This is a genomic window from Candidatus Methylomicrobium oryzae (assembly GCF_016745425.1).
GTDB classification, from domain to species: Bacteria; Pseudomonadota; Gammaproteobacteria; order Methylococcales; family Methylomonadaceae; genus Methylomicrobium; species Methylomicrobium oryzae.
In genome coordinates this window covers 1-16,718 of sequence record NZ_JAERVK010000031.1, presented here as the reverse complement: position 1 = coordinate 16,718, position 16,718 = coordinate 1, and the positions used below count along the sequence as shown (strand labels likewise).

Genomic DNA, 16,718 nt, shown 5'->3' with positions numbered 1-16,718 from the left:
AACCTTATCAACCCAATTACGGAAGGTTGTCTTGACTTTTAAGACGGTATCTACAAGAGCAGTAGGATGATTGCGTATGACGTATTCCGTAGGATGGGCTGACGCAGGAAGCCCATCGTTCGCGATCAATGCGCGTCAAGCTATGGCGTTAAGTTGCAACTCCCTTAAAAGGCCAGATTCCGGCTGATCTTAACGGCATTCCCTTCAGGAGGCCGGAGAGCCGTAGGATGGGCTGACACAGGAAGCCCATCGTTTTATAGCGCCAGAGCCAGCGCTGGTCGCCGCGGCGTGTCAGTCCGCCACCCCCGCAAGCCGGCTGCTCAAGGCACCGGCTGCCATAATCATCGGCGACAGCACCGGACTGAACGGCGGCGAGTAGGCCAGGTCGGCATTCTCCAAATCCCGGCAGGTCAAGTTGCCGAGCAGGGCGGTCGCCGCAATATCGATCATCTTGTCCGCCTTGCCTTCGCCGATTACCTGCGCGCCGAGCAGCCGCCCGTCGCGGCGGTCGGCGATCAGCTTCAGATTCAACTCCAGTCCGCCCGGATAATAGCGGGCCCGGTCGCCGCGTTTCATCAACACCGAAATCGGGTCGAAGCCGTGCGCGCGCGCCGATTGCTCGGACAAGCCGGTCATCGCCACGTTCAGGTCGAAAGTCTTGAAAATCGCGGTTCCGAACACGCCCGGAAAACGCGCATCGCCGCCGGCCGCGTTTTCGCCCGCGACACGGCCCTGCAGATTCGCAATGTCGCCGAGCGGCAGCCAGACCGGCTGGCCCGACACCCGGTCGACCGTTTCAGCGCAGTCGCCGGCCGCAAAAATGCCCGGCACGTTCGTTTCCATCCGGGCATCGACCGCAATCGCCCCGGTCTTGCCGAGCGCAAGGCCGGCGGCCTGCGCCAGTTCGACGTTCGGACGCACGCCGATCGCCAGCACGACCAGATCGGCCGGGAGGGTTCGTCCGGATTCGGTCACGACCGCGCCGACCCGGCCGTTGGCGCCTTCCAATCCGGAGAGGCCGTCGCCGAGAACCAGTTCCACCTTCCGTTCGGCCAGGCGCTCGTGGACCAGCCCGGCCATTTCCGGGTCGAATTTCGGCAGAATGCGCGGGAATTTTTCGACGATCGCCGTTTCGATGTTCAGGCCGTGAAAGGCTTCCGCCAGTTCCATGCCGATGTAGCCGGCGCCGACGATCACCGCCCGTTTCGGCCGAAGCCTGTCCAGAACAGACGCGAAGCGGGCCAGATCGCCGAACTTTCGCAGCGTCAGCACGCCGTCGAGGCCGACGCCCTCGACCTGCGGCACGATCGGCAAGGCGCCGGTCGCGATAATCAGGCGATCGTAAGCAACGACCGCTTCGCGCCGATCGTCCAGATGGCGCACCGTAACCTCCCGGCCGGCCGTATCCAAAGCTACCGCGCGGCGGCCGGTCAGCACCTGAATGCCGTCTTTCGCGAAGGCTTCCGGCTTTCTGATCACCAGCCTGTTTGGGTCTTTGATCGTGCCGCCGATGGCATAAGGCAGTCCGCAGGCCGAATAGGCCACCTCGGATTCATCCTGAAAAACGATGATTTCCAGAGCGGGATCGACCCGTTTGGCCTTGGCCGCCGCTTTCGCGCCGGCCGCCACGCCTCCTATGATCACGATTCGCATGCCTCCCCCTTGCCTTCGGCCTATAGCACCTGCGGATGAATGTTCAGCCATTCGCCGTTTCCCGCAAAAAAGGCCGGCTCGCCGCCGCTGTGCAAAAAGATCACATTTCCGCAGGCATCGAACGCCCCGGCGCCCAGACCGTTCAAATAGCCGGCCATCGCTTTGCCGGTGTATACCGGATCGAGCAGTACACCTGCCGCGCGGGCCAACCGTTTGATCGCCGCCGCCCCTACGGGGCTCGGGATGCCGTAACCCGGCCCGATGAAGCCGCCCTCGACCTGCACGTCCGCCGCCGAAAAACCGCATTCGAAGCCCAGCCACGCCGCCGCTTCATTGGCCAGGCGGGCAATCTGCAGTATCGCTTCGGCCGGGTCGCGGCTGACGCTGTAACCGACGATCGGCCAGTCGAGATTCAAAAGCTTCGTGCCGAGCAGCCAGCCCGCATGGGTGCCGCCGGAGCCGACCGCGAGCACGATCGCGTCCGGACCGAGCGAAAGCTCCGCGCATTGCTGGTACATCTCGCAGACGGCCAGCACATGGCCCAATACCCCCATCAGGCAGGCGCCGCCGCGCGGGATCGGGTAAGGCCGCTTGCCGCTGCCGCGCAGTTGCGCCGCAAGGGCTTCGATTGCGGCATCCACGCTCGCCCTGTCGTCGTCCTGCGTGAAATACACGCCGGCGCCCAGCATCGTAGTGACCCGGTAATTGCCGTCGATCTGCGCCGGCGGCTTGCCCCAATAGGCCGCGATGCAGTCGAGGCCGGCATGCGCCGCCGCAAACGCGGTCGCGCGCACATGGTTCGACTGCACGCCGGCGCCGGTAATCAGCGTATCGGCCCCCCTCGCCGTCGCATCGGCCAACATCACTTCCAATCCCCGGATTTTGTTGCCGCCCAGCGCGAAACCGATCAGGTCGTCGCGTTTGATCCAAAGCGCCGGTCCGCCATCGGCCGGGGACAAGAGTCCGACGCGCTGCAACGGCGTGGGATAGGATGCCAGGCGGCGGCGCGGGATTTTCCGTTCGAGGGCCTGAATCGCTGCCCGCCGCTGCGCGTCGTTTACGGGAAGCTTCATCGCGGCGGCTCCGGCAAACGGATCGAACGGATCACCCGTTCGACCATTTCGGAGCAATGTCCGATGCTGGCGCGAAGGTCGAACAATGATTCAATCTCGTCCGCCGCCAAAAGCCCGGCAATCCGGACATCAAGGCGAAGCGCCTCCTTCAAATGCAGCCTCTCCTGCTGAGCGTGCATCGCAATCTCGTAGACCAGACGGTGCGCGCTCTGCTTGCCGATCTTTCGGGCCAGCGCCAGCATCGTCCGCTCGCCGAAAATAAGGCCCCGGCCGCCATCGAGATTCGCCCGCATGCGCTGTTCATGCACCTGTAAATCGGCCAGCAGCGTTTTCAGCAAAGCCAGCGCCTTACCGGCGGCCAGCGTGGCGTCCGGAACGAGCGCCCATTCGCCCTTCCAGGAACGTCCGTCACGCTCGTGGCTATGCACCAGGTTCTCGGCCATGTGCGCGGCATGATGCCGAACCACGCGGGACAGCGTGCCGAGATGCTCGGAAATCTCCGGATTGCGCTTTTGCGGCATCGTAATGCTGCCGACCGCCCCCGGCATAAAGCCTTCGCCGAGCTCGCCGATTTCGGGACGCTGCAACTGCACGATTTCCTGGCCGATGCGGTCGCCGGTGGCGGTGATCAGCGCCAGCAGATTCAGCCATTCGGCAAGGCGGTCGCGGCTGCTGGTCCAGGAGATCGCAGGCGGCTGCAGGCCCAGGCGCTGCAGGAATTTTTGCTGCAGCGCCAGCGCGTCCGGCCCGAACGACGACAGACTGCCGACGCCGCCGGCCAATTGGCCGACCCCAAGCCGCGGGCCGATTTCGATCAGGCGCAGGCGGTGCCTGTCCATCTCCTCCAGCCAGCCCGCGACCTTAAAACCGAAGGTGATCGGCAGGCCGGGCTGGCCGTGCGTTCTGCCGCACATCGGCGTGTCGCGATGGCGGGCGGCCAGATCGAGCAGGCAACGCTCGACCTGACCGATGTCTTCGATAAAATGGGCCCGAACCTTCATCAAAACCCGCATCGTCTGGGTATCGGTGATGTCCTGTACCGTGGCCCCGTAGCATAGCCATTCTCCTCCCCTTGGCCCGAGCCGTGCTTTCAGCACGTTGATCAGGCCGAGCAGCGAATGGTTCGTTTTCGCGAAACCTTCGCCGGCCTCCCGTAGAAAAGCCTCATCGACGTCAATATGCCTGCAGGCCTCGATTTCCCGTGCCGCTACGGCCGGAATCAGGCCGTATTCCGCCTGAACATCCGCCAGAACCGACAGGATTTCGAGCCAGCCGCCGATTTTATGCCGCTCGGAGAAGAGCGCGCGCAGCTCCGGCGTGCTCCAGGCCGAGCCGTAGATCGCAGAATCGCTGATGTGCACCGGGTCGATCATGTTTCCGCCAGAGCCTCGGCCAGCGACAGCAAGGTCTTTTCTTTGCCTTCGAGATGGGTGCGGCGATCGAGAGCCCGCTCCCGGTAGCCGCCGAATTGCTCTCGGCAGTCGTTCAACATCGTTTCCATGCTTTTCAGCGAAGTGCTGCCCGCTTCCTGCCGGGACTGGATCGCCTGCAAGGGATCGAGCGCTTTTTCGAGCTGCGCGGCGGATAATTCAATGCGCCGCCCCAGGCGCTGCTCGGCGGCGGCAATAATGGTTTCGACAGACAGTTCGCGAATGCTCCGTTCCCGAAACTCGCCGGCCAGATAGCCGACCAGCTGATGCGCCGCGCGAAAATCGAGGCCGCATTCGAGTACCAGCGTTTCGGCAAGTTCGGTCGCCTGCGTCCAGCTGGCTTCGACGAGCCGGCGCCCCCGCTCGGCATCGAACCTCAAATGCATGAGCACTTCGGCCATCAGCGCGGCCATTTGCTCAGCCTGATGCACCGCTTCGGGCAGTTCGCCGTAAATCGCCAAACGATTGTCCGGCTGGCCGCTGGGCGTTCTGGAACTTGCGCTTACGGTGGCGAGAAGCCCGATCATCTTGTTCGCCAGCGCCCTGACATGGGTCAGCGCGAACGGGTTTTTTTTCTGCGGCATGATTTTGCTGGCGCGCGCATGCCGGTCGTCGAGTTCGATCAGCGCGAATTCGCGGGTACTGAAAATCTGCAGGTCTTCGGCCAGCCGGCTCAAGGTGATGCTGCCGGAACTCAGGATCGAAGCGCAGGCGATGCACAGATCGGCCTGCCACATCGCGTCCCGGCAATGCTCGACGAGGCCGTCGAAGCCCAACAGTTGCGCGGTTTGTTGCCGGCCCTGCGGAATCAGCGAGCCGTTGGTACTGCCGCAGCCCATCGGGCTCAAATTCAGCCGGCCGAACAACAGATCGAGCCGTTCCAGATCGCGCAGCAACGGATAGGCGAAACCTAAGAGATAGTGCCCCAGCGTCGTCGGCTGCGCCGCCTGCAGATAGGTGTAGTCCGGCATGATCGCCAGCCGGTTGAGGCTGGCCTGGGCAACCAGTACGCTGCCGAGCTCGCTCAAGGCCAGTTGAAAGTCCAGCACGGCCCGGCGCATTACCAGCACGAACGCGGTGGTAATCGCTTCGCGGCGGGCGCGTCCGGCGCCGAGCCAGCCGACGGTGGGCGTGCGCCGCACCAGCCAGGCTTCTCGATTGGTATAGATGTCGCCGCACTCGGGATCCGGCACGAAATCGCCGGGCTGCCGCTGCAATTCCAGCAAGGCCGCCAGCAATTGCCGTCCCTCGATTTCGGGGAGGATTCCCGATTCGAGCGCCGCCAGGGTCTGGGCGATATCGGCCAGGCCCACGGCGTCGCACAAATGCAGCTGATGCTGCAATTCCCAGGCGAAAACCGCATTCACCAATAATTCGGACGGGCCGGACTGCAAACGGCCGCCGATTTCGAGCGCCTGTTGCCGGAAGGATTCTGCGGGTTGCCGTGCTGCCATGCCGATCTCTAACTCAGCCTAATAAGGGATTAACGTTCGTCCTGTTCGACGGCATTCGGATCCCACTCGCCGGTACGCACCAGTTTGTCGGAGACCCGGTTCAGCGTATCGAAGCGCAGCCCGTTGCGCAGCGCCTCGACGGCGAGCACCTGGTCCGGGCTGATGTTGCCGAGGCCGACGTTCACGCCGAATTTCTCGATGAAAAACACCTGCTGCGACTTCAGCGGGGCCTCCCAAATCACCGCGTCGATTTGGGGACCAAGCAATTCGACGAGCCGTTCGACTTCAAAACCCTCGACATTGCCGTCTTCGTCGTAAACGCCGACGCCCTGGCCGCACTCCCGGCCTTCCAGAATCACCGAAGCCGCCCCCCATTCCAGATCCTCGAGCACTTCGTCGGCAATCCGGTCGACGGTCGGTTGCCGCTTCGGATCTTTTTTGCCGACCTCGGTGATCGGGATCAAACCGGCGTTTAACGCACACTCGATGATGCGCCGCCGCCTGAAGCGCGGAATCGGCAGGGTGCCGTCGGAAATCTCGACCGCCCGAAAACCGAGCGCTTTCGCATGCGCCATGTAAACCCGGCAGTGATGTTCCAGCAGCGCCACTTCCAGCAGCGTGCCGCCCGGAAAAGTCAGGATATTGTGCTCGGCCAGCAGCCGCAGTTTTTCCTGCAGCAAAGCTTTCTCGACGAACACGGAGGTGCCGAAGCCGAATTTCCAATGATCGACATAGGGGCCCGCCATCTCCAGAATGCCTTGCGTTTCGGCAATTCCCTTGCCGACGTCCATCACCATCGTGCAGCCGGTCTTGCGCGGTTTTACGCTCCGTGAATCGCGCACGCTGGAAATGATGTTTTCCCAGGCCATTTCAACCATAAACAAAATCTCTCGTTAATTGATGCAACGCTTTTTCGAGCATCGGCAAATCGGTTCCCCACGGCACGATCATCCGGTTGCCGTCCCGCTCGATGTCGTATTCGAGCAGACAGCATTTCAGGAGCGTCAGCCGGTCATCCTCCCGGGTCAGCTTGCGCGGGCACATTTCGACCCGCGGCGGCTCGTCCCCATAATAATGCCGGTGGAATTGCAGGCTCCGTTCGCAGCCGAGCAGCGTCCAGTTCTCGCGTTTTTGGGGCCGCTCGTCCAAAAAGTGCACCGGCGCGCCGAGATCGTCCAGGCCGCCCGAACGGCAGGGCACCAGGTAAGCTTCCGGCGCGACGGTCGCGGCCAGCTCACGCAGGTCGATCGTGACCGGCTCCAGCAAAATGGGCGGCAGATCGGCGTAGCTGAGCACATGCTCGACCATGTGCAGCAATTTCGGCGGCGTCGGCGGCACCACTTCCACCACGCGCAGGCGCAGCGGATTCGGGCGGTGGATGATATTCACATGATCGAACGTGCCGATCACGATGGCGGTCTGCGCCGGGGTGACGCCGTGCTCGACGGCCGTTTTAGCCAACGCCGAACGGTTCGCGGGATCGGTTTCCGGGTCTTCGATCAGCACGCAATCGGGGGGTAATCCAAGGATTTCGACTTTTTCCGCCCGCGTAAAAAGGCTATCCGAGTCGGCCCGCTGCACCGCTGCGACCGCATAGTCGCGATGCGGACCGTGCAACACTACGATGTCGGTGCGCCGGTATACCTCCCGGTTCAGCAGGTGACGCTCGATCGCCTCCGCGGTCATGGGGCCATCGTAAGGCTGAAAACTGACCGAGCGGTAAGGCAACGGCACGAAGTTTTCGCGCTGCCTCAATTGCCCTACCTGAAGAATGCCGCCGTTCGTGTTCGCCATCCGTCTGTTCCTACAATTCGAATGCGCGGTTCTGATCGGCATGCGAGAGTTCGCGCCGATGGATCTGCATCGGGTCCAGACGGCGGATCAGCTCGATCATGTCCGGCTCCGGCAATGGAGCAATCCCAAGGCCGTCCGCGACCGGAAAATCGAAACCGGTATTCTCGGCCACCAGCGCCGCGTCGGTATCCGGATACACAGCGCGGAGGCGTGCATGCCCGGTTTCATCGAAATCGAAAACACCCAGGTCCGTTACGATCCGATCCGGCCCCTGGCCGCGGTAGGGAAGCTCGGAACGCGGCGTGCCGTCGGCGGCGCGGTGCCCGACACTGGTCACGAAATCGCAGCGGTCGACCAGCCGGAAACGGCGCTGCCCTTTCGAATCCGGCGGCGCCCGGTGCGCCGCGGTCCAGATCGTGACATGCTCCGCATCGCAGGACAGGTTGCAGCCGCCGCCACCGCCCGGCAGCTTCAGCTTCAGATGCTCGGCGTTGCCCAAGCGGGTCACGTTCATATTGCCCCAGCGGTCGATCTGCAGGCCCGACAGAAACATCCGGCCCATCCGCCCGCTCGCCGCCAAATCGAATAATTCCTCGATGTCCAGGCCGCATTCGGCGCCCAGGCTCATCGCGAAATCGTTCGAAGTCGGGGTCAAGAAGGCCGGCGTCGGATTGACCGCGTAAGTCGCGCCCGCCACCAGCACCAGGTTCGGCGCATGGCTGCGCTTGGCCAGATGCAGCGCCAGCTGCACCAGGGGCGAACCGAAACCGTGAAAGGCCAGGATGCCGTCCTCGATCGTCAAGGCGATCTGGTAGATCAGCAGTTCGCCGAGCGTGCAGGTGCGGATAGGCTCACTCATACAGGCGCATCCATTGTTCGGTGCTCTCGCCCCAGGCCGCCAGCGCGTTCAGGCGCTCGCGGCCGCCGACCGCTTCCAGATAAGCCGGATGATCGGCGCACTGATATATGAACGGATTCAGGTAATTTTCCCGGAAAACGTCGGCGCTCTGTTTGGCCTGGTCGTAGTAATGGCGCGTATGCTGCCGGTCATAGGCATAGTTCGGATAGCAGGCAGTCGGATGCGCACCGAACGGCACCTCGCAAACCGCGGTCACGTAGAAATAAGGAATCGTAACGCCTTTGTGCGCCAACTCTTCAGGCTCGACGATTCTCTCGGCCGTTACAATGACTTTGCGGGAGGCTTTCGCAAACAGCACATCGGCGACCGGCGGGCCGTCGATGTGCAGATTGCCGCGGCGATCGGCAAAATGTGCATGCAGGATCGCCACGTCGGGCTTCAGCGCGGGCACCAGTACGAGCCTTTCGCCGGTATAGGGGCAGAGCATCGTCTTGAATTCGGGATGCAACGCTTCGAATCCCGTGCCCTGCACCGAGCGGATCGGCATAAACGGCAAACCCGAGATCGCGGCGCGCAACTGCTGCACCAGCGTATAGCAGCAGTTGTCTTCGACTGCGACTTGACCGGATTCGCAGGCGCGCCGGTAATTCGGCGCCATCCCGAAATCCTGTTCGAAGCCGACATAAGATTCGCCGCTCGCAGCCAGTGCGCCGGCCCCGCACAACAGATCGATATCGATCCCGTGCGCGGAACCGACCGCTTTAAGCCCGCTACGCCCCTGGCGGATCAGTTCACGCAAGGCCGCCATCGGTTCGCGCCAGGACAGGCCGCCGCCGACCGCGACCGTATCGCCGTCGTTGACGTGCCCGAGCAGGTCGCTTAACTCGCACCGTTTGTCTACTTGGGTGAACATTGCCGATCCTCAACTAACCCGCGCCGAGTTCCTTGCGGACGATCTTGGCGCCTTCTACCAGGGCATGCAGCTTGTCCTGGCAGATATAGCGCTGCAGCAGGATCAGTCCGCAATCGGTCGTCACGCCCAATTGATCGGCCGGCACCACGGTCAAGAGCTGCCGAATCTTTGCAGCGACCTGTTCGGCGGTTTCGCAGACGGTGCTTTTGACATCGATCACGCCGGCCCAGAACATCATGTTTTTCGGCACCGGATGCTCTTTCAGGATCTCCAGCCCGGAGTCCTCGAACGGCAACCGGCCGATCCCTTCGATATTGAACACGTCGATGTTGGCCTGGTATGACTTTGGCACGACCGACGAAGTCGGGTTCGGTTTTTTGGCGTTTTGAGCCCGTCTGGTCAAGTCGAAAACCTCGCCCGCCCCGGCGGTGTCGTCCGGGTAATAAGCCGGCGTTCCGCCCCAGTTGCCCCAGCAGATATGGCAGACGATTTTCGCGTTTTTAACGCCGGCAACGGCGCGGTTAAATGCTTCGATCGCCCAGTCTTCGTAAAAATAAGGCCAAGTGAACTCGTCGAGCTGGATGTATTCGACGCCGAGTTCGTCGACCGCCAGAATATCCTCGTTAATTGCTTTGGCGATGTCCATCGCGCGGTCGCGGCTGTTGGAGTAATAAAGATCGTTCGTACACTGCGCCAGCACTTGTACGCCGGTGTATTGCACCTTGACCGGCTTGTCGGTTGCCCGCTTCAACGCCCGCGCCTGTTCGACCATGATCTGGCCGCGGCGTTTGATTTCCTGGGTTACCGTCGCCGAATGCAGGCGGCTGTAAATCGGAAAGCCCAAATGGCTGCCGGACAGGTCATAGCCGAGCCGATTGAAGTAGTGGTACAGCGCCTGATCGGCATAATTGTCGCCGTGCAGCCGGCCGTCCGCAATGATATCCAGGCCGGCCTTGAGCTGATCGGTCACCAAGGCCGCGGTCGCATCTTCGAGTGCTTCCCGGAACAGCGCATCGGGCGGCTGCCGGTCACCCTTGAAATGTCTCGAAAAGGTTGCATCCCACCATCTCGGATTCGGATAGTTGCCCACCATGCTGGTGGGTATCAGTACTTTATTATTATTCATTATTACCTCCAAATTAGTGATTCGGACTGTTTGACCACTCGGAGCATTTTTTATTAGAGGCAATTCGAATTACCTCTCCCTCCTCACACACCAAGAGATCCGAGATGGAATTTATCATACTGATCTATAAGTGTATATTCCTATTTATAATTGCGCATTCCTATAACGGCAAATACCAAAACAAATCCTAAAAAACCAATAGTTTAAATCCTTATTAACCCCAATTAACCGCCGCAACAAGGGCATCCTTTGCCGTGCGGCTTTTCGAGCGGATGAAAATCGCTGGACCTTTCGGCGACCGGCTTGGCCTCACGACTCCCGCAGGCGGAACAAATCCAAACCTCGGGAATTTTGGCGCCATTCAGCACCAGACTCTGGAATTCATGCCCGCACCCCGGACACTTGAGAAGATAAATCGGCATTGTCCCTCCTGCGAAAGCAGCTCAAGCGCTTACAAAACCGTCACAAAGGCGAAAAGCAGGGCGCCAGGCGATCCGACAGTTGCACGTGCGTATGCGCACAAAGATTGTCATACACCGTAGCCCCCGACATCTGATAAACCGGATACTGGCACACCACGGTGATCCAGGGATAAAACTCGAGCATTTGGTCAAGCTCGGCCTCATAGGAAATGAGCTGTTCATGCCCCGGCAGATCCGAGTTGGCCCACCCCATCTCTCCGGTCAGCAGCAGTTTTTTGATGCCGTCCGCTCTGGCCTCGGCAGCGATATTCCGCCAGAACTCCAGCATCCGCGCGGTATTGAAGAAGCCGCCGATACTGTAAGATTCGGTCGTGGACAGCAGCAGTAATTGTCTATTTTCCTGCAAGGCTTGAAAATCCAGTCCTTCGCTCCGGATCCAGTTGATTACGCGGTCGCTGTCGCCGTGGTACAAATAGACGATGCGCGCCTCTTTCCCAATGTGTTCGAGGAAATGGGACCGGCAAAACTGCCACTGCTCTCTGGGGCTTTTGTAAAACGTACAGATATGCTTGCGCGGTTCGTATCCCAGGGAATCAGCCTCCGCCATCTCGGCGGAAGCCGCGGCATTCCGGGAAGTTTCCAGCAGCGATGACGTACCGTTCGAGGTCGTCACAAAAGCCAGCAAATCGGCAAGTTTGAAGCGCCTCTCGCTGCGGTTGCCGACCCGGTAGCTCTTCAGCAGCCCGCTGTTGGTCCACCTTCTGAGCGAGGCCTTGCTTACCTTTAACAAATCGGCGGCTTCGCTGATCGTCATTAATTTTTCTTCATTACCCATCATGAAAACTCTCTAAGGGAGAATTAAATTCCCGTGCATTACTACTTACCTCAGCTCAACGCCGATATTTGAGCCAATGGCTCTGAAACAGCGCTTCCTCGTCGAACGTGCGCGGCGCGATCGGCCGCGACATCCAGGTCAGATTAATCATGTGCCTTGCGTTTACGTTTTCGGTGGTGATATTGCCGCCCCAGGTGCCGCAGCTCAGGCTCAGCGTGTAGGGCAGCCCGTTGCGCGGACTGCCCGCTCCTTCGTTCAGGTTTTGATTGACCATCACCCGGGCGGTTTTAGTCCGCATCGCCAGCGCCATCGCATGCGCGTCATTCGTGGTATGGATCCCGCAGGTATGCCCTTGGCCCTGGTAGTCCGTGATCGCGTTGACCTGGGCAATCGCGTTGTCGATGCCGGCAACGTAACGGTACAGTGCCAGCACCGGCGACAGTTTTTCGCCCGAGAACGGAAAATCCGCCCCCGCCCCGTGCTCTTCGACGATTAAAAAGGTGCAGTTTTCCGGCACCTGGATGCCGGCCAGCTCCGCAATATGCCGCGCCGATTTGGCGATCACCTCGACGCTCGGCAGATGCACCGCCGGGTCGGGCCACATCAGCGCCTGCAGCCGGGCTTTTTCCGCCGGCGCACAGAGATAACCGCCGGCTTGCTGCAATCTGTCGAGCAGCATCGGATAAATCGATTCCTGCGCAACCACCGCATTATCGGCCAAGCAACTGGTCGCATGATCATGACGTTTCGCCGCGGCGATCGTCGCCGCCGCATCGTCGAGGTCGGCGGTCTCATCGACTACGTGCACACTGTTGCCGACGCCGACGCCATAGGCCGGCGTTCCGGAACTGTAAGCCGCCTTAACCATTGCCGCACCGCCGGTCGCGACGATCAGGTCGGCTGACTGCATCAGGCACTGGGTTTTGGCAAGGGAAGGTTTTTGGATTACCTGGATTAGATCGGCCGGTGCGCCGACCTGTTCGCAGGCAGCACGCATCAGTTGCACGCTCAGTTCGGTAGTTTTCTGCGTCCTGGGATGCGCGGCCGCGATGATCGCGTTACGCCCTTTTAAAGCGAGAAGCGCCTTTAAAGGCGGCGTGGCATCCGGCCCCGTCGTCGGAATCAGCGCCGCAACCACGCCGACCGGCTTGGCGATCTTGACGAGGCCTTTTTCGGGAATCTCCTCGACCACGCCGACCGTCTTGACCGCCAGGACATCCGCGAGCGTCCCCATGCAACGGTTGCGGATCTTGGTGACCTTGTCGCCATAATTGCCGAAGCCTCCCTCGTCGACCGCCAGCCTCGCCAGCTGCTCGGCATGATCCTGGCGCACGACGGACCAACAGACCGCCTTGACTAGCTCGTCGACCTGTTCCTGCGAATAGTCTTTAATGCGCTGCTGCGCGTCCCGAGCGCGGCCGATGTAGCCCGCAATCTCGTCGTTATGGGATTCTGTTGTCGCACCCGCCATGATCACACCTCCTGACTTCGGCCTCGAAAAACGCGTGAAAAAGATCAATGTCCGCTCTTAGCGTCGGAACAACTTTATCACTATGCACAAGTATGTACAACTTAAATTTGCAAGATGACCATTATGAACAACCCAATGCTCAATCGAAAAAAGGGAGCGATGCCGCACGGATAACGGCGCGGCAAGCACGGAGAAAAGGTGATTTACCCCCTCAGCAAAATGGCGGCGCCGGTAAATTTAAGCAGGCGAGGCTCGCCATTCCGGCAGCAAGTGCCGGGATGACGCCTCAACTTAAGCAAAAATGGGGAAAGAAGTAAGTTAGGCCTGCTGCCGGATCAGATCCGCCGCTTTTTCGGCGATCATGATCACCGGGGCATTGGTGTTGCCGCTGACCATGCACGGCATCACCGAAGCATCGACTACGCGCAGTCCTTCAATGCCGTTCACGCGCAAGGCCGGATCCACGACGGCATTGGCATCTTCCCCCATCCGGCAGGTGCTGGTCGGATGCCATGTCGTCGACGCATTCAGCCTCACGAATTCCGCCAGGGCATCGTCGTCTCGAACATCGATACCGGGCGACAGCTCCGCACCGCGAATATCGTCGAAAGCGCGGCCATGAAGAATGCTCAGATTCCAGCGCACGCCTGCCACCAGGCAGCGCAAATCGTCGGGATCGCTGAAATAATTGGGATCGATGCGAGGACGATACAAAGGATCGGCGGAAGCCAGGGTTACCTGTCCCATGCTGCGCGGCCTGTTCACATACGCGGTCAGCGCAACGCCGTGACGCGAAGGAGAACCTCCTTCCGGATATTCGGGCGTCAGATTGCCGAACAAAAACAGCTGCAGATCGGGATACTCGACGTCCGGCCGGCTTTTGACAAAGCAGCCCGCTTCGAGAAAATTGGATGCCAGAGGCCCGGTTTTATCATGCTCGTACTGCTGCTGTGCCAGGGTTTTCTCGCTGCCGGGCAATGCCGCGAACGTCAGCGGCTGACGAAGCTCGGCGCGCACTCTGACGTGAATGTGGTCCTGCAGATTTTTCCCGACCTCCGGCGCATCGTGGAATACCTCGATGCCCTGCGCTTCCAGCTCCCGGGCCGGCCCCACTCCCGACAACATCAAAAGCTGCGGCGAACGCAGGGCACCCGCCGCCACGATGATCTCGGCGCCGGCATAGGCCTGCTCGATGATCCCATTGTGCAGGTATTGCACGCCGGTGGCGCGCCGACCGTTGAACAGCAGCCGGGTGGCATGAGCGTGACTGACCACGGTCAGATTGGGCCTTTCAAGGGCAGGATGCAGATAGGCGCTGGCCGCGCTGCAGCGCTCGCCGTTGTCGATCGTACGCTGCAAGGGACCGCAGCCGTCCTGATATTCGCCGTTGAAATCGGGGTTGTACGGAATACCGGCCTCTTGCGCGGCGGCAAGATAACGCTCGGTAACCGGGCTTAAATGGGAGTGGCTTGAAACGCGCAGGGGACCTGAAGCACCGTGGAAACGGTCCCGAAAGGTATCGTTGGTTTCGGACCTGATGAAATAGGGCAATACCTCGTCATAGCTCCAACCGGCATTGCCGAGGCTGGCCCAATGATCGTAATCGTGACGGTTGCCGCGAATATAGATCATATAATTGATTGCGCTCGATCCGCCGAGCGCTCTGCCTTGCGGCATGAAAATGCGCCGGTTTCGCATTAAGGCTTGCGGCTGCGTCCGATCGCCCCAGTCATACGGGCTGTCCTGCAGCTCGGCGAAGCGTCCCGGCGTACGCATGGCCGGCACCGCCTCTTCCCCCCCGGCTTCGAGCAGCAGCACCCGCCGGCCAGGGTCTTCGCTGAGCCGGCTGGCAAGCACACAGCCGGCCGATCCTGCGCCTATGATGATGTAGTCCACGATCGGTCTGGGCATGACGGTCACCTCACATGACAAATGGAAAACTATACGCTTTCCTTTCTCGTCCCGTAAAGTCGACTGAATCCGATCGGACTCTCCGATACGGAGATTACGCGGCAAAACGAGAGCTTGCCCTCAAAATTCCCCGGCAGTCAAGACCCTTCTGCCGATCCCACCGTCCCGATCAATAAGGGCTGACCGGCGGGGTCAACTCCTTATCCAGTTCTTCATCGATATTGAAGTGATATTCTTCATGCTCCTTGTCTTGCGGAATCTTGCCGTCATGCACCAAATATTCGCGCTGCTGGAGGTAGGCATTCTTGAAGAATTCGTAACGGTCCAGCGCCGCTTCGGTGGCAATCTTCTCGGAACTGAGATTATCGGCCCGAAAGTCAACCGCATTCGTCACAAAAAGTCCACCGGATACAGCGGTAGAAATACCGGAGGATAAGCCTATTCCCACGTAACTGATCGGATTCATCGCCGCATCGCCTATCAGTCCGCCGACGCCGCGCGGCGAACTGGGGCCGAAAAACGGCAACACCAGATAAGGCCCGGTCGGAGTACCCCAATAACCCAGAGTCTGATCGAAATCTTCGTTATGTTTTTGCAGGCTGATCATCGTAGCCACATCGATAAAACCTGCAAGACCGGCCGTCGTATTCACCAGAAAGCGCGCACCGTCCTGCCCGCCCTGAGCCATCTTCAGCTGCAGCAAGTCGTTGATCGTTACACCGATATCGCCGATATTGCTGAAAAAATTGGTAATCCCGCGATCGACGAAGTTGGGGGTGATCCATTGATAACCTTGCGCAACCGGTTTCATCACGTAGTCATCGAGATTGTCGTTAAAGGTCTGCATGTTGCGATTAAACCCTTCCCACGGATCGCGCTCGTCCTTCAGTGCGCTCGCGCAACCGGCCGCTAACGATGCCAAGCCCAATATCGCCCATTTCATTAGTATCTTAAACTTTTGCATTTGGCTCACTCTATTCCGCTATGGTTTCAATACCGCTAAACTTTGCGTAACATATCACAAATGTAACCGCTCTTCGAGCGCACCACGGCCTCATTCTATCAACCCGCTTAATTCCTTTTTTTAATGGATATACCTTCACTTCCTCTAGGCAAACGTTTTAGAGGTTATTTACCTGTCATTATAGACATCGAAACGGCCGGATTTAATCCGAAGAAGAACGCCTTGCTGGAAATTGCGGCAGTCATCGTAGAATTCAACGCGGAAGGCGATCTGGAGATCACCGAACGTTATTCGACCCATGTCATTCCTTTCAAAAATGCCGAGCTCGACGAATCGGCGCTCAAATTCAACGGCATCGATCCGTATCATCCGTTCCGGATGGCCATCGACGAGGACGAAGCGCTGCACATGATTTTCAGACCCATCCGGCAGGCGGTCAAACGTAATCTCTGCACCCGCGCCATCCTGGTCGGACATAATCCGGCCTTCGATTTGAGCTTTCTGAATGCGGCGATTCAGCGCACGCAAAACAAACGTAGCCCGTTCCATCCGTTCAGCACTTTCGACACCGCCACCTTGGGCGGCCTTGTCTATCAGGAAACGGTACTGGCCAAGATCGCCAAAGCCGCCGGCCTCGAATGGGATAATGAAAAAGCGCACTCGGCGCTCTACGACGCGGAAATGACCGCTACCCTGTTCTGCAAGATCGTGAACCGGTGGAAACATCTGGAAGAAGCGGAAATAGCCAGACCGTAAGCGCCTCACCACCTATCACTTTACCCCGATCCACAAAAGGCAGGTAAAGAAATACCG

Annotated in this window: 16 protein-coding genes; 2 read left to right on the top strand and 14 right to left on the bottom strand. The window is 59.9% G+C overall.

All coding sequences use genetic code 11. The features are described 5' to 3' along the window. Window positions 1-291 precede the first annotated feature (291 nt). From JJL52_RS20715 to JJL52_RS20660, 12 genes are all read right to left on the bottom strand, one after another. Window positions 292-1,653 (bottom strand): FAD-dependent oxidoreductase, encoded by a 1,362-nt coding sequence (locus tag JJL52_RS20715; RefSeq protein ID WP_202054426.1) that lies wholly within the window; start codon window positions 1,651-1,653, stop codon window positions 292-294. Between the two features lie 20 nt (window positions 1,654-1,673). After that, a complete protein-coding gene (gene xcbE, locus JJL52_RS20710; RefSeq protein WP_202054425.1) occupies window positions 1,674-2,726 on the bottom strand; it encodes a coenzyme M biosynthesis enzyme XcbE in 1,053 nt (350 codons plus the stop codon). Beyond that, a complete protein-coding gene (gene xcbD / locus JJL52_RS20705) occupies window positions 2,723-4,099 on the bottom strand; it encodes a 3-sulfopropionylcysteine synthase XcbD (RefSeq protein ID WP_202054424.1) in 1,377 nt (458 codons plus the stop codon). The genes xcbE and xcbD overlap by 4 nt, the downstream gene beginning before the upstream one ends. Next, window positions 4,096-5,610 carry a 2-phosphosulfolactate phosphatase XcbC gene (gene xcbC / locus JJL52_RS20700; protein WP_202054423.1) on the bottom strand — a complete coding sequence of 505 codons (1,515 nt, stop codon included), beginning with the start codon at window positions 5,608-5,610 and terminating at the stop codon, window positions 4,096-4,098. Before xcbC ends, xcbD begins: the two co-directional genes overlap by 4 nt. 29 nt (window positions 5,611-5,639) lie before the next feature. Then, on the bottom strand, window positions 5,640-6,488 hold the full coding sequence (comA, locus tag JJL52_RS20695; RefSeq protein WP_236994404.1) for a phosphosulfolactate synthase: 849 nt from the start codon (window positions 6,486-6,488) through the stop codon (window positions 5,640-5,642). Next, window positions 6,481-7,404 (bottom strand): XcbA family protein, encoded by a 924-nt coding sequence (locus tag JJL52_RS20690; protein WP_202054422.1) that lies wholly within the window; start codon window positions 7,402-7,404, stop codon window positions 6,481-6,483. Before JJL52_RS20690 ends, comA begins: the two co-directional genes overlap by 8 nt. Before the next feature lie 10 nt (window positions 7,405-7,414). Beyond that, a complete protein-coding gene (locus tag JJL52_RS20685) occupies window positions 7,415-8,263 on the bottom strand; it encodes a CoA transferase (RefSeq protein ID WP_202054421.1) in 849 nt (282 codons plus the stop codon). Further along, window positions 8,256-9,176: a CoA transferase subunit A gene (locus JJL52_RS20680; protein WP_202054420.1), complete on the bottom strand. Its 921-nt coding sequence runs from the start codon at window positions 9,174-9,176 to the stop codon at window positions 8,256-8,258. Before JJL52_RS20680 ends, JJL52_RS20685 begins: the two co-directional genes overlap by 8 nt. A 13-nt stretch (window positions 9,177-9,189) precedes the next feature. Then, window positions 9,190-10,302 (bottom strand): cobalamin-independent methionine synthase II family protein, encoded by a 1,113-nt coding sequence (locus tag JJL52_RS20675; protein WP_202054419.1) that lies wholly within the window; start codon window positions 10,300-10,302, stop codon window positions 9,190-9,192. Window positions 10,303-10,526: 224 nt separating this feature from the next. Beyond that, window positions 10,527-10,724, bottom strand: coding sequence for a zinc ribbon domain-containing protein (locus JJL52_RS20670; RefSeq protein WP_202054418.1), 198 nt, complete (start codon window positions 10,722-10,724; stop codon window positions 10,527-10,529). A 40-nt stretch (window positions 10,725-10,764) separates the two neighbouring features. Beyond that, a complete protein-coding gene (locus JJL52_RS20665) occupies window positions 10,765-11,562 on the bottom strand; it encodes an MEDS domain-containing protein (RefSeq protein ID WP_202054417.1) in 798 nt (265 codons plus the stop codon). A 52-nt stretch (window positions 11,563-11,614) separates the two neighbouring features. Then, complete coding sequence (locus tag JJL52_RS20660) at window positions 11,615-13,030, bottom strand: aldehyde dehydrogenase family protein (RefSeq protein ID WP_202054416.1); 1,416 nt, start codon at window positions 13,028-13,030, stop codon at window positions 11,615-11,617. 92 nt (window positions 13,031-13,122) lie between these two features. Here JJL52_RS20660 and JJL52_RS20655 point away from each other — a divergent pair, with 92 nt between their 5' ends. Further along, on the top strand, window positions 13,123-13,347 hold the full coding sequence (locus JJL52_RS20655) for a hypothetical protein (protein WP_202054415.1): 225 nt from the start codon (window positions 13,123-13,125) through the stop codon (window positions 13,345-13,347). Between the two features lies 1 nt (window position 13,348). On the opposite strand, the gene JJL52_RS20650 is transcribed toward JJL52_RS20655, so the two are convergent. Together JJL52_RS20650 and JJL52_RS20645 are read right to left on the bottom strand one after the other, a co-directional pair. Further along, the gene (locus JJL52_RS20650; protein ID WP_202054414.1) at window positions 13,349-14,941 is read right to left on the bottom strand and encodes a GMC family oxidoreductase; all 1,593 of its coding nucleotides are present in this window, start codon (window positions 14,939-14,941) and stop codon (window positions 13,349-13,351) included. 169 nt (window positions 14,942-15,110) lie between these two features. Continuing rightward, the gene (locus JJL52_RS20645) at window positions 15,111-15,905 is read right to left on the bottom strand and encodes an MlaA family lipoprotein (protein WP_202054413.1); all 795 of its coding nucleotides are present in this window, start codon (window positions 15,903-15,905) and stop codon (window positions 15,111-15,113) included. A gap of 123 nt (window positions 15,906-16,028) precedes the next feature. Here JJL52_RS20645 and rnt point away from each other — a divergent pair, with 123 nt between their 5' ends. Beyond that, window positions 16,029-16,661 (top strand): ribonuclease T, encoded by a 633-nt coding sequence (rnt, locus tag JJL52_RS20640; RefSeq protein WP_202054412.1) that lies wholly within the window; start codon window positions 16,029-16,031, stop codon window positions 16,659-16,661. Window positions 16,662-16,718: the final 57 nt, after the last annotated feature.